Source organism: Geodermatophilus maliterrae, assembly GCF_041018925.1.
GTDB classification, from domain to species: Bacteria; Actinomycetota; Actinomycetes; order Mycobacteriales; family Geodermatophilaceae; genus Geodermatophilus; species Geodermatophilus maliterrae.
The window spans coordinates 80920-105567 of record NZ_JBFNXQ010000001.1 but is presented as its reverse complement, the minus strand read 5'-3'; the positions used below and the strand labels follow the sequence as shown (position 1 = coordinate 105567).

The window sequence follows — 24648 nt, the reverse complement described above, 5'->3', positions numbered from 1 at the left end:
GGCGCACCCCCGCCGCACGTCCCGGCCTGGACCGGGGTACAGTGGTCCCACCGACGCGGGGTGGAGCAGCTCGGTAGCTCGCTGGGCTCATAACCCAGAGGTCGCAGGTTCGAATCCTGCCCCCGCTACCACGGACGAGGGCCGGCGCGGACGCGCCGGCCCTCGTCGCTTTCCCGGCCCTCGTGCGGGGCGCCCCCCTGATCCGGCGGGTCCGACGTGACCCTGCTGACACGGCACCCGGGACATCCGTTACGGTAATCCCTATGTCTCTGGTCGGGATTGTGCGGTTTGCGCTCGTGGAGCGCCGCCACGTCGACCTGCTGCGGTGCGCCAGCGCGCTCTGTACGGCCTGAACGTCCGTCCAGCCCGCCATCCCCCCAGCACTCCCGGAGACCTCCCATGACCCTGCTCGCAGCAGCCACGACCACCCCTGCACCCACCCTCACGCCCACTCTCACGCCCACGACCCCGCCCGGTGTCCTCGACCTCGAGCGTCTGGAGCCCCGCTTCGGCGCCCGTGTCCACGGCGTCGACCTCAGCCGCGCCACCGACGACCAGGTCCGCGCCATCCGCACCGCGCTCGCCGAGCACAAGGTGCTGTTCTTCTCCGGCCAGCACGACCTGCACCCCGACAGCCAGGTCGCGCTGGGCCGCCGGCTGGGCGAGGTCACCGAGTCGCACCCGGTGGTGCCGGGCGTCGACGAGGAGCACCCGGAGATCTACGCCCTCGACAGCGCCCAGGGCGGCTTCGCCGACGTCTGGCACACCGACGTCACCTTCGTCCGCCGGCCGCCGCTGGGCTCGGTCCTGCGGGCCGTCGTCCTGCCGCCCACCGGCGGGGACACCCAGTGGGCCGACCTCCAGCTGGCCTACGAGTCGCTCAGCGAGCCGGTGCGGCGCCTGGCCGACCAGTTGGTCGCGGTGCACGACGGCACGCGGGAGTTCGGCTACTACCTCGCCCAGCGCGAGGCGCGGACGACGTGGGAGGGCGAGCAGTTCCAGGCGCTCGTCCCCATCGAGCACCCGGTCGTGCGCGTGCACCCGGAGACCGGCCGCAGGGGCCTGTTCGTCAACCCCGGCTTCGTCTCCCACCTCAAGGACGTCTCCGACGCCGAGAGCCGGTACCTGCTGGACCTCTTCTACGCCCAGATCACCAAGCCGGAGCACATCGTGCGGCACCGGTGGTCGGTCGGCGACGTCGTCATGTGGGACAACCGCTCGACCGTGCACTACGCCAACCGCGACTACGGGGACCAGCGGCGGGTCATGCACCGCATCACGCTCCGGGGTGACCAGCCGATCGGTCCGACTGGCGCCTGACCACCTACGTGGACGACGCTCGTACCGAGAACTGACCGCACGGCGAGGCGCAGGTCCCTCCGAGGGGCCTGCGCCTCGTCGCACGACCACCTCCGCCGGCGTGCTCAGCCGGCGCCTCCACGAGAGAAGACCCCATGCTACGCACCTCGATCCGTCCCCGAGCGTCCGCGGTGGCGCTGGCCGCCCTCCTCGCCGCGACCGTCACCGGGTGCAGCGCCGAGGAGGGCGCCGGCGGTGGCGACGGGATCACCGTCCAGGCCGCCCAGTACAGCTGGACGGCCGCCGGCCTGACCAACTCCATCCTCAGCGAGATCGCCGCCGACCGTCCGGAGCTCGGCGTGGCGACGCTGCAGACGACGCAACTGGACCCGGCCGCGGCGTGGGCCGGAGCGCAGCGCGGGGACATCGACCTGCTGACCGAGGTGGCCCTGCCCAACCAGCAGGAGCTCGCCGACGGCGCCGCCGAGCAGGTCGAGATCGTGTCGGAGACCTACGGCGACGCGGCGCAGGGCTGGTTCGTGCCCGCCTACGCCGTCGAGCCCGGCGGCCCGCTCGAGGGCCTGACCAGCGTCACCCAGCTCAACGACTACGCCGAGCAGCTGGGCAACAAGTTCTACGACGCCGATCCCGGCTACATCACCACCGAGCAGAACGCGAAGCGGCTCGCGGGCTACGGCATCACGCTGGAGCACGTCGTCTCCAGCGAGGCGGCCGAGCTGGCGCAGCTGGAGAACAGCTACAGCCGCGAGGAGCCGATCGTGCTGTACCTGTACCACCCGCACGCGGTCTTCGCGCAGTACGACATGGTCCAGCTCGAGGAGCCCACGCCCTACACCGAGGGCTGCCTGACCACCGGCGACGGTGCGTGCGCGATGCCCTCCTACAGCGCCAACATCGCCGCGAGCACGGAGCTGCAGGAGCAGGCGCCGGAGTTCGCCGACCTGCTGGTCGACCTGCGCATCTCCGTCGAGGAGATGGAGCAGATGCAGAAGCAAGTCGACGTCGACGGCGAGGAGGTCGCCGACGTCGCGCGGCAGTGGGTGGACGCGCACGCCGACCAGGTCGACGAGTGGGTCGGCTGACGTGCCGCCGGTGCTGCGCGCGACGGGGCTGACGAAGGTCTTCGGGGCGCGCGAGCAGGAGGCGCTGCGGCTGGCCGGCGAGGGCGTCGGGCGCGACGAGATCCTGCAGCGGACCGGGAGCACGCTCGCCGTCCACGACGTGGGCTTCAGCGTCGAGCGCGGGGAGCTGTTCGTCGTCATGGGCCTGTCCGGGTCGGGGAAGTCGACCCTCGTCCGGCTGCTCAACCGGCTCATCGAGCCCAGTGCCGGCACGGTCGAGGTCGACGGCCAGGACCTGCGGGCGCTCGGCGACGCCGACCTGCGGACGCTGCGCAACGACAAGGTCAGCATGGTGTTCCAGCACTTCGCCCTGCTCCCGCACCGCACGGTGCGGGAGAACGCGGCGTACGCGCTCAAGATCCGCGGGGTTCCCCCGGCCGAGCAGCGCGAGCGGGCCGACTGGGCGCTGCGCACGGTGGGGCTGCTCGACCGGGCCGACGCCCGGCCCGATCAGCTCTCCGGGGGGATGCAGCAGCGCGTCGGCCTGGCCCGCGCGCTCGCCGCGGACTCCGAGGTGCTGCTCATGGACGAGCCGTTCTCCGCGCTGGACCCGCTCATCCGACGCGACATGCAGGACCTGCTGGTGCAGCTGCAGACCGAGTTGCAGAAGACGATCGTGTTCATCACGCACGACCTCAACGAGGCCATGCGGCTGGGCGACCGCATCCTGATGCTCAAGGACGGGCGGACGGTCCAGCTGGGCACCGGGCCGGAGATCATCTCCGCCCCGGCCGACGCCTACGTCGCCGACTTCACCTCCGACGTCGACCGCACCCGCGTGCTCACCGCCGGCGACCTGCTGCGCGAGCCGCGGATGACCGCCCGGCTCGGCCAGTCCCCCGGCGAGGTGCTGCGCGCCCTCGGTGCCGCCGAGGCCAACGGCGTGTACGTGCTCGACGACGACCGGCGCATCGCGGGCGTGGCCCGCGACGACCTGCTCGCCCGGGCGCGCCACGAGGGCCGGACGGCCGTCGGCCCGCGGGAGCTCGTCGCCGACTACGCCACGATCGCCCCGGACCGCCCGCTGGTCGAGTTCGTCCACCTCGTCGGGCGCCACCCGGTGCCGCTCGGGGTCGTGGACGACGACGGGCGGCTGCTGGGCGTGGTGCCGCGTGCGGCCGTGCTCGACGCGCTGGCCGCCGTCCCCGTGCGACGGGAGGGCTGAGATGATCCCGCACATCCCCCTCGGCCAGTGGGTGGCCGACCTCATCGACTGGCTGCTGGCCACGGTGCCGTGGCTGTTCGACGCCGTCTCGCAGGTGATGCAGGTCCTCGTCGACGGCCTGACCGACGCCCTGACCACGCCGCCGCCGGTGGTCTGGCTCGTCGTCTTCGCGATCGTCGCCCTCGTCGTCCGCGGGTGGGGCCTGGCGCTCTACACGGTGCTGGCGTTCCTGCTCGTGGTCTCGCTCGAGCTGTGGGTCGAGACGATGCAGACCCTCGCGCTGGTCCTCGTGGCGGCGGTGATCGCCACGGCCATCGGGGTGCCCATCGGGATCCTGGCGGCCCGCAACCGCGCGGTCAGCGTCGTCGTCCGGCCGGTCCTGGACTTCATGCAGACGACGCCGGTCTTCGTCTACCTGATCCCGGCCGTCTTCTTCTTCGGCGTGGGTGTCGTGCCCGGTGTCGTGGCGACCATCCTGTTCGCCATCCCGCCCGGCGTCCGGCTGACCGAGCTCGGCATCCGGCAGGTCGACCGGGAGGTCGTCGAGGCCGCGCACGCCTTCGGCGCGCGGCCCGGCCAGATCCTGCGGGAGGTCCAGCTGCCGCTGGCGCTGCCGTCGATCATGGCCGGCGTCAACCAGGTCATCATGCTGGCGCTGTCGATGGTGGTCACGGCCGGACTGCTCGGCGCCGCCGGCCTCGGTGCGGTGGTCGTGCGGGCGGTGACCCAGCTCGACGTCGCCTCCGGTTTCGAGGGCGGGCTCGCCGTCGTCCTGCTCGCCATCTTCCTCGACCGGGTGACGGCGGCCTTCGGGCAGCGGACGGCCCTGTCGCGGCTGCTGGGGGCGAGGACGCGGCGGTCCCCGTCCCGCGGGACCACGGACCCGGCGGTCCCGCGGCCGGAGGAGCCCGCGGCGGCCGGCGCGCGGTCGTCCGGCTGACGGCGGGCTCCACCCGCCCGTCGCGGCACGACCCCGCGGGGACGTGTACAGTCGGCGCTACCGACGCGGGGTGGAGCAGCTCGGTAGCTCGCTGGGCTCATAACCCAGAGGTCACAGGTTCGAATCCTGTCCCCGCTACTGGCACGAGGGCCCCGGAGCTGATGCTCCGGGGCCCTCGTCGTGTCCGGAACACCTCCGCCGGTCGTCCGGTTGGCGAAGGGCATGGAACCCACCGTGACCGACGCCCCCGACGCCGAGCGCTACGAGATCCGCGACGGCGACCGCCTGCTCGGCCTGGCCGCCTACCAGCGCCACGGTGAGCAGGTGGTCTTCACCCACACCGAGGTCGACCCGGACGCCGAGGGATCGGGCCTGGGCGGGAAGCTCGTGCGGGGCGCGCTGGACGACGTCCGGTCGAGGGGCGGCCGGGTCGTGCCCCGCTGCTCGTTCGTGCGCGGCTGGATCGAGCGCCACCCGGAGTACGGCGACCTGGTCGACCACAACTCCTGACGGGCGGGTCCCTGCTCCGGCTGAGAGGCTGGGGCGCGTGCGTGTCCTCCTGGCCGGCTGGTTCAGCTTCGACGAGGTGATCGCCACCGTCGGCGACGAGCTGGGCGGGGACGCCGTCGGCCGGTGGCTGACCGAGCTCGAGGTGCCCTTCGACGTCGCCGTCGCGCCATTCCGCGAGCGCGGGGTGGACTGGCGTGACGTCGACCCCGCCGACTACACGCACCTCGTCTTCGTCACCGGCCCGATCCGGGACTCACCGCTGCTGCGCGAGCTCACCGGCACCCTCGCCGGGTGCCGGCGCTGGGCGGTCAACGTGCCGGTGGTGGACGAGGCCGGCCGGGCGCTGTTCGACGAGGTGTGGGAGCGCGACGCCGAGGGGGTCGGCCGGCCCGACCTCGCCGTCGAGGGCCCCGTGGTGGACGCCCCGGTGGTCGCCGTCGCCTTTACCCCGGCGCAGGGGGAGTACGGCGACCGCAGCCGCGCCGGCCGGGTCCGCGAGGAGATCGAGGAGTGGCTGGCCAGCCGGCAGCTGCCCTGGTTCGAGCTCGGCATGGACCAGTACGGGAAGCCCCACCCGCGCCGGCCGGCGCAGGTGGAGGCGCTCGTCGCGCGGGCCGACGTCGTGGTGAGCATGCGCCTGCACGGGCTGGTGCTCGGCCTGAAGTCCGGCCCGCCGGTGGTCGCCTGCGACCCGATCGCTGGCGGGGCCGAGGTGACCCGCCAGGCCGTGGCGCTCGACTGGCCGGTGGTGCTCCCGGCCGAGGACGTCGCCGCCGGCACGCTGGACGCCGCGCTGACCCGCTGCCTGTCCGGTGAGCTGGACGGCGCGGTCGCCGGTGCCCGGGTGCGCGGGGTCGCGGCCAACAGGCAGGCCCGCGAGTGGCTGGCCAGCCGGCTCGCGGGGTGAGCCGCGGCGCGCGGCCCGGTGTGTTGCCCGTCATCCTGCGTCGTCTCTAGCGTGGCCTGACCGCCGTCCGTCCCGCCGAGGAGGCCGCTGTGACCGTCGCACCCGAGGGCGTCGCACCCGAGGACGTCGCACCCGAGGACGTCGCACCCGAGGACGTCGCACCCGAGGACGTCGCACCTGAGGACGTCGCACCTGAGGACGTCGACCTCGCGTCCGTCGACCTGTCCGACCGGACCTGGTGGACGACGCCACCGGCGTACCGGCACGCCGCGTTCGACCGGCTGCGGCGGGAGCGGCCCTTCGCCTTCTTCGCCGAGCCCGACATCCCCGGCATCCCGGCCGGCCCCGGCTACCACGCGGTCACCCGCTACGCCGACCTCGAGGCGATCAGCTCGCAGCCGGCGGTGTTCTGCTCCGGCAGGGGCGCGGTGTCGATGCAGGACGTCCCGGCCGAGCTCCACGAGTTCTTCGGGTCGCTGATCAGCATGGACGACCCGCGGCACGCCAAGATCCGCCGGATCGTGTCGAAGACGTTCACGCCGCGGATGCTGGAGCGGACGCTGGACTCGGTGCGCGCGATCGTCGACGACGTCCTGGCACGGACCCGGGCGAAGGCCGAGGCGGGCGACGGCACCATCGACGTCGTCGCCGACATCGCCGCGCCGATCCCGCTGCGGGTCATCTGCGACATGATGGGCGTCCCCGAGCAGGACCGGCCCGGCGTGCTGGCGAACTCCAACATCGTCCTGTCGGGTGGCGACCCGGAGCTCATCGAGAACGACGACCCGCTGACCGCCTTCCTCACCGCCGGCATGGAGATGGCCGCGCTGATGGAGCGGCTGGCCGCCGAGCGGATGACCGACCCGCGCGACGACCTGACCACGGCGCTGGTCCGGTCGGAGGTCGACGGCGAGAAGCTCTCGCACCAGGAGATCGCGTCGTTCTTCATCCTGCTGCTGGTGGCCGGTAACGAGACCACCCGCAACGCCATCTCCCAGGGCCTGCTGGCGCTGGCCGAGCACCCCGACCAGCGGGCGCGGTGGGCGGCCGACCCCGGGCTGGACCGCACCGGCGTCGAGGAGGTCGTGCGCTGGGTCAGCCCGGTCACCTGGATGCGTCGTACCGCGACGCAGGACGGCGAGATCAACGGCCTCCGCTTCACCGCGGGCGAGAAGTTCCTGCTCTTCTACGCCGCGGCCAACCGGGACCCTGCGGTCTTCGCCGACCCGCAGCGCTTCGACGTCGGCCGCGACCCCAACCCGCACGTCGGCTTCGGCTCCAAGGGACCGCACTTCTGCCTCGGCGCGCACCTGGCCCGCCGCGAGCTGCAGGTCACCTTCCGCGCGATCTTCGACCAGCTGCCCGACCTGGAGGTGACCGGCCCGCCGGACCGGCTGGCGTCGTCGTTCGTCAACGGCCTCAAGCGGCTGCCGGCCCGGCTGGGCGGGGACGGCTGATGCGGGTCACCGCCGACCGCGAGCGCTGCGTGGGCTCCGGCCAGTGCGAGCTGCTCGCGCCCGAGGTGTTCGAGGTCGACGACGACGGCGCGGTGCGGGTGCTGCAGCCCGAGCCGGACGACGACGCCGCCGTCCGGGACGCCGTGCAGCAGTGCCCGACCGGCGCGCTGTCGCTGGAGGGCTGACGCCTCGGGCCCGCGCCTCGGGCCGGCGCCTCAGGCCAGCGCCTGCTCCAGGTCGGCGAGCAGGTCGTCGGCGTCCTCGATGCCCACCGAGAGCCGGACGAGGTCGCCGGGCACCTCCAGCGGCGAGCCGGCCGCGCTGGCGTGGGTCATCCGCGCCGGGTGCTCGATCAGCGACTCGACGCCGCCCAGGGACTCGGCCAGCGTGAACAGCTGCGACCGCTCGCAGACCCGCAGCGCGGCCTCCTCGCCGCCGGCCACCCGGAACGACAGCATCCCGCCGAAGCCGGACATCTGCTTCGCGGCGATGTCGTGGCCGGGGTGGTCGGGCAGGCCGGGGTAGCGCACCGAGGCGACCGCGTCGTGCGCGAGGAGGAACTCGGCGACCCGGGCGGCGTTGGCCTGGTGCCGGTCCATCCGCACGCCCAAGGTCTTGATGCCCCGCAGCACGAGCCAGTCCGACAGCGGACCGGAGACCGCGCCCATCGCGTTCTGGTGGTAGGCGAGCTGCTCGGCCAGGTCGGCGTCGTCCCCGACCACCAGCGCGCCGCCGACGACGTCGGAGTGCCCACCCAGGTACTTGGTCGTCGAGTGGACGACGACGTCGGCGCCCAGCGTCAGCGGCTGCTGCAGGTAGGGCGAGGCGAAGGTGTTGTCGACGACGAGCAGCGCACCGGCCTCGTGCGCGACCTCGGCCACCAGCGCGATGTCGGCGACGTTGAGCAGCGGGTTGGTCGGCGTCTCGCACCAGACCACCCGCGTGCTCGGCCGGATCGCCGCCCGCAGCGCGTCGACGTCGTTGAGGTCGGCCGGCGTGTGCTCCACACCCCACCGCGAGGCGACCCTCGAGATGAGCCGGAAGGTGCCGCCGTAGGCGTCGCCACCGAGGACGACGTGGCTGCCGGGCTCGCAGACCGTGCGCAGCAGGGTGTCCTCGGCGGCCAGGCCGGAGGCGAACGCCAGCCCGGTGCGGCCCTGCTCGAGGGCGGCGAGCGCCTCCTGCAGCGCCGTCCGGGTGGGGTTGGCGCTGCGCGCGTACTCGTAGCCGCCACGCAGGCCACCGACGCCGTCCTGCTTGAAGGTGGTCGCCAGGTGCAGCGGGACGACGACGTCGCCGGTGGCCGGGTCCGGGTCCTGCCCGGCGTGGATGGCGCGGGTGTTGAAGCCGGGGAGCCCGGCGGAGCTGCTCATGCCCCGACGGTAGGAGCCGGCGCGGCGGACGACGTGCCCGCGAGGTGCCCGAGCACGTCCTGCCGGGTGACGACGCCGGCCGGCTTGCCCTCCTCGTGCACGAGCAGCGCGTCCGCCGTGCTCAGGGCCGTGACCGCGGCGCTGACCGGCTCGCCGGAGCCGATGATCGGCAGCGGCGGCGACATGTGCCGCTCCACCCGGTCGGCGAGGCTGGCCCGCCCGGCGAACAGCGCGTCGAGCAGCGTCTTCTCCTCGACCGACCCGACGACCTCCCCGGCGGTCACCGGCGGCTCGGCGCGCACGACGGGGAGCTGGCTGACGCCGTACTCGCGCAGGATGTCGATGGCGTCGCGCACCGTCTCGTTCGGGTGGGTGTGCACGAGCTCCGGCGTCGCCCCGCCCTTCTCCGCGAGCAGCTCGCCGACGGTGCCCTGCGTGGCCTGCTCCAGGAAACCGTAGTCGGCCATCCAGTCGTCGTTGTAGATCTTGCCGAGGTAGCCGCGGCCGCCGTCGGGCAGCAGCACCACCAGGACGTCGTCCTTCGTCAGCCGCTCCGCGGCGCGCAGCGCGGCGACCACCGCCATGCCGCAGGAGCCGCCGACGAGCAGGCCCTCCTCGCGGGCCAGCCGCCGGGTCATCGCGAAGGAGTCCCCGTCGCTGACGGCGATGATCTCGTCGGCGATCGAGCGGTCGTAGGCGTCGGGCCAGAAGTCCTCTCCGACGCCCTCCACCAGGTAGGGGCGCCCGGTGCCGCCGGAGTAGACCGAGCCCTCGGGGTCGGCGCCGACCACGCGCACCCGCCCGCCGGAGGCCTCCCGCAGGTACCGGCCGGTGCCGCTGATCGTGCCGCCGGTGCCCACGCCGGTGACGAAGCAGGTCACCTTCCCGTCGGTCTGTGCCCAGATCTCCGGCCCGGTGCTCTCGTAGTGCGACCGCGGGTTGGCCGGGTTGGCGTACTGGTCGGGCTTCCACCCGCCGGGGGTCTCGCGGGCCAGCCGGTCGGAGACCGAGTAGTAGGAGCGCGGATCGGCCGGGTCGACGGCGGTCGGGCAGACGTGCACCTCGGCGCCGTAGGCCTTGAGCACGTCGATCTTCTCCTTGCCGACCTTGTCGGGGCAGACGAAGACGCAGCGGTAGCCGCGCTGCTGGGCGACCAGCGCCAGCCCGATGCCGGTGTTGCCGCTGGTCGGCTCCACGATCGTCCCGCCCGGCCGGAGCGCGCCGCTGGCCTCGGCGGCGTCGACCATCCGGACGGCGATGCGGTCCTTCACCGAGCCGCCGGGGTTGAGGTACTCGACCTTGGCCAGCACCAGGGGCGCGTCCGGCCCGAGGTCGCGGGTCACGGACGTCAGCCGGACCAGCGGGGTGTTCCCGACCAGCTCGATGACGTTCTCGACGTACTGCACGGAAGGCCCTCCTCGGCGGGCGGCCGGTCGCCGGCCCGTCGCCGTCCATCCCACCAGACGGGACCGGCCCGCGCCGGGTGTCGGGGCTCCGGGCGCCGGGCACCGGACCGGGCATGACCGGGACCGTCCCCGCCGTGCCGCTCGCCGACGGCGGCACCATGCCGCTGCTCGGGTTCGGCACCTGGCAGATGACCGGGTCCACCTGCTACGACGCCGTCCGCACCGCCCTCGACGCCGGTTACCGGCACCTCGACACCGCGACGATGTACCGCAACGAGGCCGAGGTCGGCCGGGCGCTGCGCGACTCCGGGGTCGACCGCGCCGAGGTCTTCGTGACCACCAAGCTCCCGCCCCGGGAGGCCGGGCGGGCCGACCGGACGCTGGCGGCGTCCCTCGACGCGCTCGGCGTCGACGCGGTCGACCTGTGGCTGGTGCACTGGCCGCCCGGCGGCGCCGGGGAGGACCTGTGGGAGCGCTTCGTCGCCGCCCGCGAGGCCGGGAGGGCCCGGGCCGTCGGCGTCAGCAACCACTCCCTGGACCAGGTCGACCGGCTCACGCAGGCCACGGGCGTGATGCCGCAGGTCAACCAGGTCAGCTGGGCGCCGTCGCGCTACGACGCCGCGGTCGAGGCCGGGCACCGCGAGCGCGGCGTCGTCCTGGAGGGCTACAGCCCGTTCAAGAACACCGACCTGCGCCACCCGGTGCTGCGGGAGGTCGCCGACGCGCACGGGGTCACCCCGGCGCAGGTGGTGCTGCGCTGGCACGTCGAGCACGAGGTCGTCGTCATCCCCAAGTCGGCCACTCCCGAGCGGATCCGGGCGAACCTGGCCATCGGGGACCTCACGCTGTCCGCCGACGAGGTTGCCCGCATCGACGGCCTGGCGCGACGCTGAGCCGCCGGCCGGCGGGTGCCGCTACGGCGTCGGCCCGGTCCCCCCGCCGGCAGCCGCGGCGGACGCCGCCGACGCGTCCCCGGCCGGCTGCGGTGCGGCGTCGGCGCGCCGGGTGACCGGCTTCCGGGACTCGCCGGCCAGCGCCGGCCGGACGTCGATCAGCGGCGCGACCAGGCCCGTCGTCGGCCGGGTCACCGGTGTCAGGTCGGGTGCCGTGCGCCGCGCGCGCCGGGACCGCAGCGCGGTGAGGAGGTCGAGCAGCGCCAGCCCGGCGGCGGCGGCGGTGGCGGCACGCAGGCGGCGGTACCGCTCGCCGCGCCGGTGCGACAGCGCGACGCCCATGGCGGTCAGGTCCAGCGCGTCGCCGACGACGCGGGTCCAGGCCCACCCGGGTCGGCCGGCGAGCAGGCCGGAGGCGTGCACCAGTTCCCGGACGCCGACCGCGGTGATGACCGGCAGGGCGTTGGGCGAGTCGTCGACCCCGCTGGCCCGGGCCACGCCCATGGGGGAGACGAGCATCGAGGTGCCCAGGCCGAGGCTGGCCAGACCGAGGAAGCGGGCCGTGCGGCGGCGGGCGGGGCTGGAGCTCATGGGTCCTCCCGGAGGTCGGTGCCCGGGAGCGGCTACCCGTCAGGGCCCGGCGAAAACGGCGGGTGGCGAGCCGTCGCGGGCGGCGACGAGGATGCGGGCATGACCTCTCCCGTCGGTACCCGCACCCTCGGCCGCGACGGCCCGGCCGTCTCCGCGATCGGCCTCGGCTGCATGGGGATGAGCCAGATGTACGGCACGGCCGACCGCGACGAGTCGGTCGCGACCGTCCACCGCGCCCTCGACCTCGGCGTCACGTTCCTCGACACCTCCGACGTCTACGGCGACGGGCACAACGAGGAGCTGGTGGGCGAGGCGATCGCCGGGCGGCGCGACGAGGTGCAGCTGGCGACCAAGTTCTCCCTGTCGCGCAACGACCGCGGCGGCATGGACATCGACGGCCGCCCGGAGAACGTGCGGGCGCGCGCCGAGGCCAGCCTGCGGCGGCTGCGCGTCGACGTCATCGACCTCTACTACCAGCACCGCGTGGACCCGCGGGTGCCGATCGAGGACACCGTCGGCGCGATGGCCGAGCTGGTGGAACAGGGAAAGGTCCGCCACCTCGGGCTGTCGGAGGCGTCGGCCGCCTCCCTCCGCCGCGCCGTCGCCGTCCACCCGATCGCCGCGCTGCAGAGCGAGTGGTCGCTGTGGACCCGCGACCTCGAGTCGGAGGTGCTCGGGGTCGCCCGCGAGCACGGCATCGGCATCGTGCCGTTCAGCCCGCTGGGCCGGGGTTTCCTCACCGGTGCCATCCGCAGCCCCGAGGACTTCGGCGAGGACGACTGGCGTCGCGGACACCCGCGCTTCACCGGGGAGGCGTTCGCGGCCAACCTCCGCCTGGTCGACGCCGTCCGGGCCATGGCCGAGGAGAAGGGGTGCACGCCCGGCCAGCTGGCGCTGGCCTGGGTGCTCGCGCAGGGCGGCGACGTCGTGCCGATCCCCGGTACCAAGCGGCGCAGCTACCTGGAGGAGAACGTCGCCGCGGCGGCCGTGCAGCTCTCGGACGGCGACCTGGCGCGGCTGGGCGAGATCGCCCCGCCGGGGGTGGCGCAGGGCGGGCGCTACGCCGACGCCTCCTACGCGTACGGCGACAGCCCCGAGCGGGCCGCGTGACCACCTCCACCGGCACCCTGCGCGTGCCCGGCGCCGACGGCGTCGCGGTCGCCGTGCACCGGTGGGGTGGCCCCGGCGCGCTCCCGCCTGTCTACCTCCAGCACGGCTTCGTCGCGGACACCCGGCTCAACTGGGTCGGCACCGGGACGGTCGCGGCCCTCCTGTCGGCCGGGCGGGAGGTCGTCGGTGTCGACGCCCGGGGGCACGGGAGGTCGGACAAGCCGCACGACCCCGTCGCCTACGGGGAGGCCCGGATGGCCGACGACCTGCGGCGGGTGGCCGACGCACTCGGCCACGACTCCTTCGACCTGGCCGGCTACTCGATGGGCGCCACGGTCGCGATGCTGACCGCGGTGACCGACCGGAGGGTGCGCCGGCTGGTGGTCTGCGGCGCCGGCGCCGCGGTCGTCGAGCCCGGTGGTGCCGAGCGCCACTCCGTGCTGATGGGAGGGCTGGCTGCCGCGCTGGACGCGGCCGACGTCGCCGACGTGCGTGATCCCGCGACCGTCTTCTACCGTCGGCTGGCCGACGCCCTCAACGCCGACCGGCGCGCCCTCGCCGCGCACGCCCGCGCGGTGCACGCCAGAGGTGCCGACCTGGCCGCCATCACCGCGCCCACGCTGGTGCTCGTCGGCGACGGCGATCCGCTGGCGGTCCGCCCCGAGGTGCTGGCCGCTGCCATCCCCGGTGCCCGGGTGGCCGTCGTCCCCGGCGACCACTCGACCGCCCTCCGGACGCCGGCCTTCGCCGCGGCGCTGGTCGGCTTCCTCGGGGAGGACCGGTGATCACGGATCCGCACTGCGGAGTCGCGCACGGCGCGCCCGCACCCGAGGTCACCGGCCGCGTGCTGGTGACGGTGTTCGTCTCGCCGGTGGCCGAGGTGCTGCAGCGGTGGGCACCCGAGCTGGGCTTCCGCACCGTGCTGCTCGACCCCGACCCCGCCCGCGGGGCCGGGGTCGTCGGCCTGGCCGACCTGACGGAGGACCTGTCGGACGCCGACGTCGTCGTCACCGACCACCACCGCTCGGAGCTGGGTGAGTTGCTGCGCGACGCGCTGGCCCGGCGGGTGCGCTGGGTGGGCGTGATGGGCAACCCGCGGCACGAGGGGCCGCACGTCGCCGCGCTGGCCGCCCTCGGGGTGCCGCCCGAGGAGGTGGCCCGGGTGCACCGGCCGATCGGGCTGGACATCGGCTCCCGCACGCCGGCCGAGATCGCGCTGAGCACGCTGGCCGGGCTGGTGGCCGACCGCAACGGCCGCAGCGGCGGCACGCACGGCCCGACGTGAGCGACGTCCTGCTGGGTGCCGACCTCGGCACCAGCGGGCTCAAGCTCGCCGCGCTCGACGCCGACGGCGCGACCGTCGCCGAGGCCGAGGTCGAGTACGCGGTGCACAGCCCGCAGCCGGGCTGGGCGGAGACGGACGTCGGCACCTGGCGGGCGGCGCTCGACGCCGCGCTGGAGCAGGTGGCCCCGGCCCTGCGCGGCGCCACCGTCCGGGGGCTGGGGCTGTCCGGCCAGATGCACGGCGCCGTCCTGGTCGACGACACCGGCGCCGCGCTCGCCCCGGCGCTGCTGTGGCCCGACCGGCGGGCCGCCGCCGAGCTGCACCGGTGGCGCGAGCTCCCCGTGGCCGACCGCGCCGCCCTGGCCAACCCGCTGGTGCCCGGCATGACCGGGCCGCTGCTGGCCTGGCTGGGCGCGCACCGGCCCGGGCTCCTGGCCCGCGCCGCCGGCGTGCTGCTGCCCAAGGACGCGCTGCGCGCCACGCTGCTGCCCGGGACCGACTGGCACCGCACCGACCGCAGCGACGCCTCGGCGACCCTGCTGTGGGACGTCCCCGGCGACCGCTGGTCGACGGCCGCCACGGCCGCCGCCGGCGTGGACCCGGGCCTGCTGCCCGCCGTCGTCCCGGGCTCGACCGTGGCCGGCGCCGCCGACCTGCTGGGTGCCGAGGTGCCGGTCGTCGTCGGCGGCGCGGACACGCCGCTGGCACTGCTGGCGGCCGGCACCCGCACCGGCGTCCAGGTGAACCTCGGGACCGGCGCGCAGCTCCTCCGGCCGGGGTGGACCCCCGCTCCGGTCGCCGACCCGGTGGTGCACACCTATGCCGACGCCGAGCGCGGCTGGTACGCCATGGCCGCCCTGCAGAACGGCGGACTGGCGTGGTCCTGGGTGCGCGGGGTGCTGGGCATGACCAGCGCCGAGCTCTTCGAGGCCGCGGGCGGCGTCCGGGCCGGCGCCGGCGGAGTGGTCTTCCGGCCCTTCCTCACCGGCGAGCGGGGCGGTGTCGCCGGTCCGGCCGACCTCGGCAGCTGGACCGGTCTCTCGGCGGGGACGACCCGCGCCGACCTCGCCCGCGCTGCCGTGGAGGGAGTCGTGTTCGCGGTCGCGGCGGCGGCGGACCTGCTCGGCGGTGGGTGGCAGGTCGTCCTGACCGGCGGGGGAGGGCGCTCGGCCGTCGTCCAGCAGCTCCTCGCCGACGTCCTCGCCGCCCCGGTCCGGTACCTGCCGCTGCGCAGCGCCTCGGCCGTCGGCGCCGCGCTGCTCGCTGCGCGCGGGACCGGGACGGCCGTCGCGGTCCCTCAGGAGCCGGGTCGGGTCGTGACGCCCCGCACGGACCCGGAGCTGCAGGCGGCGGCCCGCCGCTGGCGCGCGTCGTGAGCCGACCGCGGGGGGCTGCGCATCGGCGCGGACGTCGGCCGGCGGGTCATCCCGGACGGGATCTGCGGCGTACGAGGCCGACCAGCCGTCGCCGCAGCCGATACCAGACGGGCGTGGCGGCGAGGCCTCCGACGGCCAGCATAACCAGCACCCAGACCACCACCACCCAGATCACGTACTGCACGGTGAAGCCGTACAGCCGAGGGCTGACCAGTGCGGCGGTGACGAGGGCGGCGGCCAGTCCGGCCGTCGCTGCCGCGAGGAGCGTCCGCCCGACGGCGGCCGGCGTCCCTACTGCCAGGAGGCCCACGGCCAGCAGGGTGAGAGTCACGATCTCGATGGCCACGAGCGGGCCCGGTTCCAGGGTCGAACCCAACCCATAGGTGTACGTCGGGTCGCTGAGGTAGGTCAGGTCTCCGAGGTACTCGGGCAGGGGCTCGGCAACGAGCAGCAGGCCCGCAGACACCGCCGCTATCCCGGCCGCCACACCCGTGACCTGGGCGACCGGCACGGACGCGAGGTCGGGGGTGACTGGAGGCCGGCCCATCATGCGCCGGCGCCGGACGGTCTGCCGCCAGCCCGGGTCCAGCCGGGTCGTCGCCTCCAGACCGATCCAGGTGACGAGGAGGACGACCGCCGCCGCCTGGGACAGCCAGTCGGGCCCCGACCGGATCATCAGCTGAGGTGTGTCGGTGTCGACCGCGGTATAGCTCGGGACGTGCCACAGGTGGGCGAAGACGAGCGCCAGGACGCTCAGGACCAGCCGCGACAGGGTCACACTCCAGAGCGCCGGCACGGTCGAGCGTGCTAGGTCGGGTGACGTGGTGGAGGCCAACGAACCCTCCTTTAGGTCGCCGTCACGACAACGGTGGCCGGTGCGGAGGCGAGGTTCCGGACAAGCAGGACCCGATCCGGTCCAGTCGGGAGGGCCAGGCGGGCGCCGGCGAGGTCGTGGGGCGAGATGCACTCCGTGGGTTCGGCGCGAGGCCCCGGGTTCAGGATGAGTTCCATGGCCCTGGCCCCGCCGGAGGGCTCCGCGCTGACCTCGACGGATCCGTCCGGGAGGTCGAATGACGCGGCGCTCAGCGGGGGGAGTTCTTCGGGGAACGGCTGCCCGAGTGACAGCGCCGATGCCGTGGCCGACACCGTCGTGATCGAGTACGACCCACTCGTCCCCGTCTCGTACGGCCGGACGTAGACCTGGTACACCTCATCCGCGCGGGTCGGGACGCTCACCCACGAGTCGGTCGAGCGCAACTTGGGGACGGTGCCGGAGACTGAGGTGTCGCTGACCTCCACAGGGCAGGCGGTACTGACGTAGGTACCGGAATCGTCATTGGTGAGCCCGTCCGAGTACTCCGACCCCCCGAGGGGGAGCAAGGTGAGGATGGTGTCGAACGCGTTGGAGTGCGCTACGACGTCGACAGTCGTCCCCGTTCCGCGGAGCAGCATCGGCCCGGCCACCGCGCCACTCAGCTCCCCGTCGTACGTGACCCCGTCGGGGTCGACGGACAGCTCAGGCCCGGTGGCGACCCAGAGCTCGTAGTCGGTGGGGGTGTCCGTCCGCCCCTCCACCACGAGCTGGTGGTCCCCGGGCGGAACGTCGGCCCAGAAGGCTCGGACGGCGGGTCCGGGGTCGAGGTCGGTGCCGCCCGCGTCCTGCACCGTCCCGTCGGGAGCCTGCAGGCCCAGTCGAACGGCCTGCCCGGTGGCCTCGCTGGCGCCCACGACCAGAGCAGTGGCGAGGTCGAGGTGTACCAGGTGCAGGTCCTGCTCTCCGCTCGTTACCCTGCCGGTGAGGGACGTCCCGGCCGTGAGAACCGTGTCTGCCATGCTGGTCTCGTCTGCCGTACTGGTCTCGGGAGACGGGAGCACCAGCGCTCCTAGAGCGGACACTAGGGCCACCACGACCGGCGGGACGGTGGCCCTCGCCCAGGTCAGCGCGCGGCGCTCCCGCCGTGCCCGCCACCGGACGTTCGCGACGAGGACCGGGGTGATGAACGTGTCGTGGGTGAGCTCGTACCAGCGGCCGCCCCCGTCGACCCGCTGCTCACCGCGGATGACGTGCCGGGCCTCGAGCTGGTCGACCACGTCGTTGGGGATCGGGATCACGTCGTCGGTGTGCGTGGGTCCGCGGAACACGGTGCCTCGAGTGCGCACCGCCGTCACGAGCCGGGTGCTGAACCACTCCCGCAGCGTGGCCTCGTCCACCGGGGACGAGGCCACGACGGACGACATCACGTCGTCGTAGTAGGCGGCGAGCACGTCCTCGATGTCGCCGAACCGGGGGAGCTCGGCGGCGGTGATCTCCCCGGGATTGGCCTCCCCCCAGATGGAGTGGCATACGACCTGGAGCTGCACCGGCTCCACGCGCGTGCCGTCGATCAGCTCGAAGTGCCCGGGGCGGACCTCCGCCCTCGTCTTCATCAGCTCGCCGACGAGGATCTCGGCCGCCTCGGCGGAGAACGGCTTCGCCGACCCCCTCGCCGTCTGCACCACCGCCTCGAGCGCGGCCTCCCGACTGAGGTGGTCCAGGCGGTAGCGCAGGCCCAGACCGTGGGGGAGTAGCCCGGCGAAGACCTCGAGCTGGCTCACCCGGTCCTCGCGGACCAGCCACACCACCCGGAGCAGCGGGTCGGCACGCAGCGCTTCCGCCACCTGCAGGAAGAACGCGCGCTGGTGCTCGGGTGATCGGCTGGAGTAGATCGCCAGGATCTCCTCGAACTGGTCGAAGACCAGGACCCGGGCGACCGGTGTCCCGTCGTCCTCCGGCCTCGGGTACCGGGCGAGGAAGTCCGCCAGGGTCCAGGACGCCGCCTGGTCGGGGGACACCGTCGGGTCCATCTCCAGGATCGCCTGGTAGGTGTAGAAGCACGCCAGCGTGTCCGACCGCTCGACGTCCGTGCGCCCGCGGACCCGGGCCACCGGCAGGACCTGGAAGTCGTGGACGTCCTCCAGTTCCGGGATGACGCCCGCGTTCACCAGCGAGGACTTGCCGGCTCCGCTGGGGGAGTAGAGGAGGACCAGAGGCTGGCTCAGGATGTATGAGACCAGCTCCTGGACCTCTCGCTGCCGGCCGAAGAAGCGGGACTCGTCACGGCTCCGTCGGGGGAAGGGCACGGGGCCGATGAACGGGTTGCCCGTGATGACGCCGGTTGCCGTGTCAGTCGCCACCACGGACGTACTCCTCGTACCTCTCGAGCAGTTCCCGGGCGAACTGGGTGGCGTCACCCCAGTACATGGCCAGGCTCGGCACGTGGTGCAGCTGGGTCAGATACCTCTGCAGATACTCCTGTGCCTCGGCCACCTTCCCGGGGGCCACCTCGTCCTCGCCGGGGACCAACTGGATCGCCACGGCGGGTTTCTGTGTGTTGGCCCTGATGGTGCGCATGAGCCCCCGGAAGAGCACCCGGAAGGTCCAGTCCGACAGGCGGTAGCCGATGAACAGCAGGCTGCTGCCGGCCAGCGCGGTGCGGATGTCCGAGCGCAGGAACTGCGACCGGTGCTGGGAGTCCTCGGCGGCGGAGATGAGGAAGTCGAGGTAGTCCTCCTCGGTCAGCACCAGGGAGTCGATCCAGTCCGCCTGGCCGTGCAGGTGGTAGACGAGGGGCTGGGCGACGCTCGGCCGGTGGGTCCGCCCCGGCGGGACCCTCTCCTCGATGGACTCGTAGTCGTTCCACCGGCAGTAGTCGATCGCAGGTGACTTCTCCGGGCGCAGCGACCGGCAGATCATGTCGTCGTAGTTGGTGGTGATGTAGAGCGGGAACGGCAACTGCGCCAGGTAGGGATACGGGGTCCCGCCCAGGTCGACGTCGCCGACCGCGGCCAGCGCCTCGAGCATCATCTCCTTGGGTCGCGCCGGGTAGTCGACCAGCGCTATGTACTGGCTGACCCGGGCGAGGTCCTGGTCGTCGGCCAGCGGGTAGTCGTACTCCCGGGCCCAGGACCGGGCCAGCCGCGCCGCGCCCGGGACGATCGTGGCGCTCGCACCCGCGCCGATGACGGGAGTGCACTGTCCCTTGTGGATCTGCCGTAGCAGGGTGGTCCACCCGCGCTGGTCGAGGCTCACGTCCCGGTCCTCCGATGTCCCCCACCGCGGCGTTCAGTGCCGCCGCGACGTCCGTGCCGGTTACCTTGAGTATGGCTGTGGGGTGGTCCCCGTCACAGTGACGGTGACGCCGTGGTGACGCCGTGGTGACGCCGATCTGCGGCCTCTCCACCGGTGCGTGGTCGATCGGCGGGTCCGCCCGCCAGCCCGCGGAACGGCGCGGGGCCGGTCCCCGTTGACCGGGGTGATGGGACCCGCACCGGGACCCGGCGAGAGGAGGACGCGACATGGCGTCGGTGTTCGACAAGGTGGCCCAGTTCGCCCGCAGCCCCAAGGGCCAGCAGGCGCTCCGGCAGGTGACCACCAAGGCCCAGCAGATGGCCAAGGACCCCAAGACCAAGGCGCGGATCGACGACGCGCGCCGCCGGTTCTCCGGTGGCCGCGGCACGGGCGGTTCCGGCACGGGTGAGACGACCCCGACGGTCTAGCCACGAACTGACGACGGCGGCCCCTCCCCGGTTTCGGGGAGGGGCCGCCGCCGTGTCTCAGGTCGCCGTGTCTCAGGTCGCCGGGTCGGGCAGGCGCAGGTGCGTCAGTGCGGCGTCGTGCAGCAGGCCGTTGGTGGCCAGCGCGCTGCCGCCGGCCGGCCCGGGCGCGCCGGACAGGTCGGTGAAGCGGCCGCCGGCCTCGCGGACGACGACGTCGAGCGCGGCGAGGTCCCACAGCGACACCTCGGGCTCGCAGGCGACGTCGACGGCGCCCTCGGCGAGGAGCACGTAGCTCCAGAAGTCGCCGTAGCCGCGGGTCCGCCAGACCGACCGGGAGAGGTCGAGGAAGCCGTCGAGCAGGCCGCGCTCCTCCCACCCGGCCAGGCTGGAGAACGACAGGCTCGCGTCGCCGAGGTCGGAGACGCCGGACACCCGGCAGCGGGTGGCCGACTCCAGCCGCCGGCCGGTCCAGGCGCCGACGTCCTTGGCCGCCCACCAGCGGCGGTTGAGGGCCGGCGCCGAGACCAGCCCGACGACCGCCTCGTCGCCGTCGAACAGCGCGATGAGCGTCGCCCACACGGGCACGCCGCGCACGAAGTTCTTCGTCCCGTCGATGGGGTCGAGCACCCAGCGCCGCGGGCCGTGCCCGGTGACGCCGAACTCCTCGCCCAGGACGGCGTCGCGGGTGCGGGCCCGCGCGAGGGTGGTGCGCAGCTGCTCCTCGACGGCACGGTCGGCGTCGGTGACCGGCGTGAGGTCCGGCTTGGTCTCGACCGTCAGGTCGAGCGCGCGGTACCGCTCCATGCTGATCGAGTCCGCCTGGTCGGCGAGGACGTGCGCCAGGTGCATGTCCCCGGTGAAGTCCCGGCCCGGTGTCATGGGCACCGAACCTAGCGGGCGGTCAGTCGAAGACCGCGGCACTGACCCCGCTGGGCCCCTCGTACTCCCGGTCGTCGATCTTCTCCAGCGCGTCGAGCACCTCCTTGTCGCCGCCCTTGGCGTGCTCGAGGATCTGCTGCTTGCTGGCCGGGTAGTCCATGCCCTTCAGGGCCTTCTGGATGTCGATGGGGCTCACCATGGCAGTCGGCTACCCCCGCCCGTGCCGTCCGATGCGCGGATACCGTCGCAGGCGTGGAGGCGGCGAGGATCGTGGGGCTGCTGGCCGACCCCACCCGGTTGAGGGTGGTGGCGGCCCTGGCACTGGGCGCCGCGACGATCGAGGAGGTGGCCGACGCCTCCGGGCTGGCGCTCAAGGACGTCGCGCTGGCCGCCCGCCGGTTGGCCCGCGGCGGGCTGGTGCGCCGTGACGGGCACGCGCTCGAGCTGCTGACCGACCGCTTCGGCGCGGCCGCGCGGGCCGCCGCCGAGGCCGAGCCGGCCCCCGAGCCGCTGTCGGAGGACCCCGCCGAGTCCGCCGTCCTGGCCGCGTTCGTCCGCGACGGCCGGCTGGTGTCCATCCCGGCCCAGCGCACCAAGCGGCGGGTGGTGCTCGAGCACCTGGTGCGGGTGTTCGAGGTCGGCGTCCGTTACCCGGAGCGCGAGGTGAACGCGCTGCTGGCGGTCTGGCACCCCGACACCGCGGCGTTGCGCCGGTACCTGGTCGACGAGGGCCTGCTCTCCCGGGCGGAGGGGCTCTACTGGCGCAGCGGCGGCTGGGTCGACGTCTGACCCGCCGGACCTCGCGCTCTCAGCCAGCCGGGTGCCGAGCACGACCGTCCGCACGCCTCTCCCGCCGGTCGTCGTGTTCTGGTCCGCATGCGGAGCAGAGCACGACGTCCCGCGGACAGGTCCCGGCTCCCGGCCACACTGCCCAGGTGGGCCTGGAGGCGGCGGTCCGGACGACGGGCAGCAACGGGCCACGCTGCGGGTGCTGCCCGCTGCTGGAGACCTCGCAGGGAGGCTACGGCTGGCCGAGCCGGACGGTGCCGTCGGCGTCGACCGACCAGCCGGGGTTGTGCGCGACCTCCCAGACGACGCCGTTCGGGTCGGTCACCAGCGCGTGGAAGACACCGCCGAAGGCGCCCTCCTCCGGGGCGGTGAGCACCGTGCCGCCGGCCGCGGCCATGGCGTCGACGAGCGCCCGGACGGCGTCCCGGTCGGCCACGTTGTGCGCCAGCGTCACACCGGAGACCGCGGGCCGCGCCGGGCCGGTGCCGAGGTCCTGCGCGAACTTCGCCGCCTCGAAGAAGGCCAGCACCGTGCCCGGCGCGACCTGGAAGAACACGATCTCGCCGGGGACGTCGAGCAGCGGGGACCAGCCGAGCCCCCCGACGTAGAAGCGCCGCGCCGCGTCGAGATCGGCGGTGGCGAGGGTGAGGAAGTGGACCTGCTGCTGCACGGGACCTCCGTCGTTCAGTAGCCGGGGCCGACCTGGCCGACGGCGTCGAGCAGCCGCCGGACGCTGGCCAGCCGTTCGGCCCGCGCCGGCGGTCCTGCCGTCGCCCAGGCGTCGAGCGCGCAGTCGGGGTCGTCGGCGGAGTGCCCGCATCCGGGCGGGCAGTCGACGGCGGCCTCGGCGAGGTCGTCGAAGGCGCCCACCACGTCGTCGGCGGTCACGTGCGCCAGCCCCAGCGAGCGGATGCCCGGGGTGTCGACGATCGTGCCGCCGCCGGGCAGGTCGAACAACACCGCCGACGACGAGGTGTGCCGGCCCTTGCCGACCTTGCTCACGTCGCCGATGGCCCGGTCGGCCTCGGGCACCAGCCGGTTGACCAGCGTCGACTTGCCCACGCCCGACTGGCCGACGAACACGCTCGTCCGCCCGGTCAGCCGGTCGAGCAGCGGGTCCAGCGGCGTCTCGCGCGACATCGGCACCGCGTCGACCTCCAGCCCGGCGTAGCGGTCCAGCAGCGGCTGGGCGCTGGCCAGGTCGGTCTTGGTGAGGCAGAACAGCGGCTCCAGGCCCCCGGCGTAGGCGGCGACCAGACAGCGGTCGAGGAACCCGAGCGCCGGGTCGGGGTCGGTGACCGACGTGACGACGACGAGCTGCTCGGCGTTGGCCACCACCACCCGCTCGGTCGGGTCGGTGTCGTCGGCGGTGCGTCGCAGCGACGTCGCCCGGTCCTCGATGACGACGATCCGGGCGAGGGTGTCCGGCCGCCCCGTGGTGTCGCCGACCAGCCGCACCCGGTCGCCGACGACGACGCCGTGCCGGCCCAGCTCCCGGGCGCGCATCGCGGTGACCTCGACGGGGGCCCCGTCGTCGCCCTCGACCCGGACGGTCATCCGCCCGCGGTCGACCGCGACCACCAGCCCCGGGACGGCGTCGGCGTGCACGGGGCGGGTGCGGGTGCGCGGTCGCGACCCGCGCCGGCTGGGCCGGACCCGGACGTCGTCCTCGTCCGACCGGCTGTCGTGCCGCCGGCTCAGGAGACCACCCCCGCCGTCGCGCCGAGCATCCCGGCCCAGCGCTCGCGGAAGTCCGGCAGCGTCTTGGTCACCGCCTCGGGCCCGGACACCCGGACGCCGTCGACGGCCAGGCCGAGGACGGCGGCGGCGTGCACCATGCGGTGGTCGGCGTAGGAGTCGACCAGCGCCGGGCGCCGCGGGCCGGGGGAGACGACCAGCCCGTCGGGCAGCTGCTCGACCCGCGCACCGACGGCGCTGAGCACCTCGTCGAGGGCCTGCAGCCGGTCGGTCTCGTGGCCGCGCAGGTGCCCGATGCCGGTCAGCCGCGACGTGCCGCCGGCGAGGGCGCACAGCGCGGCGAGCACCGGCGTCAGCTCGCCCACCTCGCCGAGGTCGGCGACCAGCGGGGCGATCGTGCCGGTGCCGGTGACCTGCAGCCCCTCGGGCGTGCGCTGCACGTCGGCACCCATCTGGCGCAGCAGGCGGTCGAGCTGCGCGCCGGGCTGGGTGGTGACCTGCGGCCAGTCGGGGACGGTCACGCGCCCGCCGGTGACCAGTGCCGCGGCGAGGAACGGCGCGGCGTTGGACAGGTCGGGCTCCACGACGCGGTCGCGCGCGGCGACCGGGCCGGGCGCGACCCGCCAGCCGCGGCCGGTGGCGGTCACGTCGACGCCGTGCTCCCGCAGCGCGACGACGGTCATCTCCACGTGCGGCATCGAGGGGACCCCGCCGGCCGGCGTGAGGTCGAGGCCCTCGTCGAAGCGAGCGGCGGCCAGCAGCAGGCCGGAGATGATCTGCGAGGACTCGCTCGCATCGACCGTCACCGTCCCGCCGCGCACCCGGCCGGTGCCGTGCACGGTGAACGGCGCCCGGCCGCGGCCCCCGTCGTCGACCTCGACGCCGAGGTCGCGCAGCGCGGCGACGAGCCCGGCGTTGGGGCGCTCGTGCAGCCGCGGGTCGCCGTCCAGCCGCACCGGGCCGGTGGCCAGCGCGGCCACCGGCGGCAGGAAGCGCAGGACGGTGCCGGCCAGCCCGGCGTCGACCTCGGCGGGGCCGCGCAGTTCGCCCGGGGTGACCAGCCAGTCCGCGTCGGGGGAGGTGCCGTCGTCCTCGACACCGACCCCGAGGGCCCGCAGCCCCGCGGCCATGAGCTCGGTGTCGCGGGCCCGCAGAGGGCGGACCAGCCGGCTCGGCCCGTCGGCCAGCGCGGCCAGCACCAGCGCCCGCGCGGTCAGCGACTTCGAGCCCGGCAGCGGGACGACGGCGTCGACGGGGGTCGGGCGGTGCGGTGTCGTCCAGGCCGGGCTCAC

Annotated in this window: 27 protein-coding genes and 2 tRNA genes; 18 read left to right on the top strand and 11 right to left on the bottom strand. The window is 74.4% G+C overall.

All coding sequences use genetic code 11. The features are described 5' to 3' along the window. Positions 1–54 precede the first annotated feature (54 nt). The 11 genes from ABQ292_RS00570 (at position 55) to ABQ292_RS00520 (ending at position 7605) form a co-directional block, all read left to right on the top strand. Positions 55–131 (top strand) — tRNA-Met (locus ABQ292_RS00570). A gap of 132 nt (positions 132–263) precedes the next feature. After that, complete coding sequence (locus ABQ292_RS00565; RefSeq protein WP_369202144.1) at positions 264–353, top strand: putative leader peptide; 90 nt, start codon at positions 264–266, stop codon at positions 351–353. 46 nt (positions 354–399) lie between these two features. After that, positions 400–1320 carry a TauD/TfdA dioxygenase family protein gene (locus ABQ292_RS00560; RefSeq protein WP_369202142.1) on the top strand — a complete coding sequence of 307 codons (921 nt, stop codon included), beginning with the start codon at positions 400–402 and terminating at the stop codon, positions 1318–1320. Between the two features lie 134 nt (positions 1321–1454). Beyond that, complete coding sequence (locus tag ABQ292_RS00555; protein ID WP_369202140.1) at positions 1455–2402, top strand: glycine betaine ABC transporter substrate-binding protein; 948 nt, start codon at positions 1455–1457, stop codon at positions 2400–2402. 10 nt (positions 2403–2412) lie between these two features. Beyond that, positions 2413–3606 (top strand): quaternary amine ABC transporter ATP-binding protein, encoded by a 1194-nt coding sequence (locus ABQ292_RS00550; protein WP_369202138.1) that lies wholly within the window; start codon positions 2413–2415, stop codon positions 3604–3606. Position 3607: 1 nt separating this feature from the next. Further along, positions 3608–4546 carry an ABC transporter permease gene (locus tag ABQ292_RS00545; RefSeq protein WP_369202136.1) on the top strand — a complete coding sequence of 313 codons (939 nt, stop codon included), beginning with the start codon at positions 3608–3610 and terminating at the stop codon, positions 4544–4546. 64 nt (positions 4547–4610) lie between these two features. Continuing rightward, a tRNA-Met gene (locus tag ABQ292_RS00540) sits at positions 4611–4684 on the top strand. Positions 4685–4768: 84 nt separating this feature from the next. Further along, the gene (locus tag ABQ292_RS00535; protein ID WP_369202134.1) at positions 4769–5056 is read left to right on the top strand and encodes a GNAT family N-acetyltransferase; all 288 of its coding nucleotides are present in this window, start codon (positions 4769–4771) and stop codon (positions 5054–5056) included. 37 nt (positions 5057–5093) lie between these two features. Then, the gene (locus ABQ292_RS00530; RefSeq protein WP_369202132.1) at positions 5094–5963 is read left to right on the top strand and encodes a polysaccharide pyruvyl transferase family protein; all 870 of its coding nucleotides are present in this window, start codon (positions 5094–5096) and stop codon (positions 5961–5963) included. An 89-nt stretch (positions 5964–6052) separates the two neighbouring features. Continuing rightward, entirely contained in the window at positions 6053–7420 is a 1368-nt protein-coding gene (locus ABQ292_RS00525; protein ID WP_369202130.1) for a cytochrome P450, read from the top strand. Next, positions 7420–7605, top strand: a complete 186-nt coding sequence (locus ABQ292_RS00520) for a ferredoxin (RefSeq protein ID WP_369202128.1) — start codon at positions 7420–7422, stop codon at positions 7603–7605. Before ABQ292_RS00525 ends, ABQ292_RS00520 begins: the two co-directional genes overlap by 1 nt. 30 nt (positions 7606–7635) lie before the next feature. On the opposite strand, the gene ABQ292_RS00515 is transcribed toward ABQ292_RS00520, so the two are convergent. Next, the gene (locus ABQ292_RS00515) at positions 7636–8793 is read right to left on the bottom strand and encodes a cystathionine gamma-synthase (RefSeq protein ID WP_369202126.1); all 1158 of its coding nucleotides are present in this window, start codon (positions 8791–8793) and stop codon (positions 7636–7638) included. Then, positions 8790–10199 (bottom strand): cystathionine beta-synthase, encoded by a 1410-nt coding sequence (locus tag ABQ292_RS00510; RefSeq protein ID WP_369202124.1) that lies wholly within the window; start codon positions 10197–10199, stop codon positions 8790–8792. The genes ABQ292_RS00515 and ABQ292_RS00510 overlap by 4 nt, the downstream gene beginning before the upstream one ends. 113 nt (positions 10200–10312) lie before the next feature. Between ABQ292_RS00510 and ABQ292_RS00505 the strand changes: the two genes are divergently transcribed. Then, positions 10313–11092, top strand: a complete 780-nt coding sequence (locus tag ABQ292_RS00505; protein WP_369202122.1) for an aldo/keto reductase — start codon at positions 10313–10315, stop codon at positions 11090–11092. Between the two features lie 21 nt (positions 11093–11113). On the opposite strand, the gene ABQ292_RS00500 is transcribed toward ABQ292_RS00505, so the two are convergent. Continuing rightward, the gene (locus ABQ292_RS00500) at positions 11114–11683 is read right to left on the bottom strand and encodes a hypothetical protein (protein WP_369202120.1); all 570 of its coding nucleotides are present in this window, start codon (positions 11681–11683) and stop codon (positions 11114–11116) included. A 99-nt stretch (positions 11684–11782) separates the two neighbouring features. On the opposite strand from ABQ292_RS00500, the gene ABQ292_RS00495 reads away from it, so the two are divergent. Genes ABQ292_RS00495 through ABQ292_RS00480 form a run of 4 tightly spaced genes read left to right on the top strand, consistent with a single transcriptional unit; the run spans position 11783 to position 15454 of the window. Continuing rightward, positions 11783–12793 carry an aldo/keto reductase gene (locus ABQ292_RS00495; RefSeq protein WP_369202118.1) on the top strand — a complete coding sequence of 337 codons (1011 nt, stop codon included), beginning with the start codon at positions 11783–11785 and terminating at the stop codon, positions 12791–12793. After that, positions 12790–13578: an alpha/beta fold hydrolase gene (locus ABQ292_RS00490; protein WP_369202116.1), complete on the top strand. Its 789-nt coding sequence runs from the start codon at positions 12790–12792 to the stop codon at positions 13576–13578. The genes ABQ292_RS00495 and ABQ292_RS00490 overlap by 4 nt, the downstream gene beginning before the upstream one ends. Continuing rightward, positions 13575–14078, top strand: coding sequence for an XdhC family protein (locus tag ABQ292_RS00485; protein ID WP_369202114.1), 504 nt, complete (start codon positions 13575–13577; stop codon positions 14076–14078). Before ABQ292_RS00490 ends, ABQ292_RS00485 begins: the two co-directional genes overlap by 4 nt. Next, positions 14075–15454, top strand: coding sequence for an FGGY family carbohydrate kinase (locus tag ABQ292_RS00480; RefSeq protein WP_369202112.1), 1380 nt, complete (start codon positions 14075–14077; stop codon positions 15452–15454). Before ABQ292_RS00485 ends, ABQ292_RS00480 begins: the two co-directional genes overlap by 4 nt. 46 nt (positions 15455–15500) lie before the next feature. On the opposite strand, the gene ABQ292_RS00475 is transcribed toward ABQ292_RS00480, so the two are convergent. From ABQ292_RS00475 to ABQ292_RS00465, 3 genes are all read right to left on the bottom strand, one after another. Next, complete coding sequence (locus ABQ292_RS00475; RefSeq protein ID WP_369202110.1) at positions 15501–16232, bottom strand: hypothetical protein; 732 nt, start codon at positions 16230–16232, stop codon at positions 15501–15503. Between the two features lie 68 nt (positions 16233–16300). Beyond that, positions 16301–18631 (bottom strand): ATP-binding protein, encoded by a 2331-nt coding sequence (locus ABQ292_RS00470; RefSeq protein ID WP_369202108.1) that lies wholly within the window; start codon positions 18629–18631, stop codon positions 16301–16303. Beyond that, the gene (locus ABQ292_RS00465; RefSeq protein ID WP_369202106.1) at positions 18618–19523 is read right to left on the bottom strand and encodes an SIR2 family NAD-dependent protein deacylase; all 906 of its coding nucleotides are present in this window, start codon (positions 19521–19523) and stop codon (positions 18618–18620) included. The genes ABQ292_RS00470 and ABQ292_RS00465 overlap by 14 nt, the downstream gene beginning before the upstream one ends. 266 nt (positions 19524–19789) lie before the next feature. Here ABQ292_RS00465 and ABQ292_RS00460 point away from each other — a divergent pair, with 266 nt between their 5' ends. Continuing rightward, entirely contained in the window at positions 19790–19990 is a 201-nt protein-coding gene (locus ABQ292_RS00460) for a hypothetical protein (protein WP_369202104.1), read from the top strand. Positions 19991–20062: 72 nt separating this feature from the next. Here ABQ292_RS00460 and ABQ292_RS00455 read toward each other — a convergent pair whose 3' ends face one another. Both ABQ292_RS00455 and ABQ292_RS00450 read right to left on the bottom strand, forming a co-directional pair. Beyond that, positions 20063–20869 carry an inositol monophosphatase family protein gene (locus tag ABQ292_RS00455; protein ID WP_369202102.1) on the bottom strand — a complete coding sequence of 269 codons (807 nt, stop codon included), beginning with the start codon at positions 20867–20869 and terminating at the stop codon, positions 20063–20065. Between the two features lie 22 nt (positions 20870–20891). Further along, entirely contained in the window at positions 20892–21068 is a 177-nt protein-coding gene (locus ABQ292_RS00450; protein ID WP_369202100.1) for a DUF2795 domain-containing protein, read from the bottom strand. Positions 21069–21121: 53 nt separating this feature from the next. Between ABQ292_RS00450 and ABQ292_RS00445 the strand changes: the two genes are divergently transcribed. Further along, positions 21122–21658 (top strand): DUF2087 domain-containing protein, encoded by a 537-nt coding sequence (locus ABQ292_RS00445; RefSeq protein ID WP_369202098.1) that lies wholly within the window; start codon positions 21122–21124, stop codon positions 21656–21658. Positions 21659–21890: 232 nt separating this feature from the next. Here the strand turns inward: ABQ292_RS00445 and ABQ292_RS00440 are convergent, their stop codons facing one another. The 3 genes from ABQ292_RS00440 to aroA all read right to left on the bottom strand — a co-directional run bounded on the left by ABQ292_RS00440 (position 21891) and on the right by aroA (position 24648). Next, positions 21891–22328 carry a VOC family protein gene (locus ABQ292_RS00440; protein WP_369202096.1) on the bottom strand — a complete coding sequence of 146 codons (438 nt, stop codon included), beginning with the start codon at positions 22326–22328 and terminating at the stop codon, positions 21891–21893. Positions 22329–22342: 14 nt separating this feature from the next. Continuing rightward, positions 22343–23266 (bottom strand): ribosome small subunit-dependent GTPase A, encoded by a 924-nt coding sequence (gene rsgA, locus ABQ292_RS00435; protein WP_369202094.1) that lies wholly within the window; start codon positions 23264–23266, stop codon positions 22343–22345. A gap of 89 nt (positions 23267–23355) precedes the next feature. Continuing rightward, entirely contained in the window at positions 23356–24648 is a 1293-nt protein-coding gene (gene aroA, locus ABQ292_RS00430) for a 3-phosphoshikimate 1-carboxyvinyltransferase (RefSeq protein WP_369202092.1), read from the bottom strand.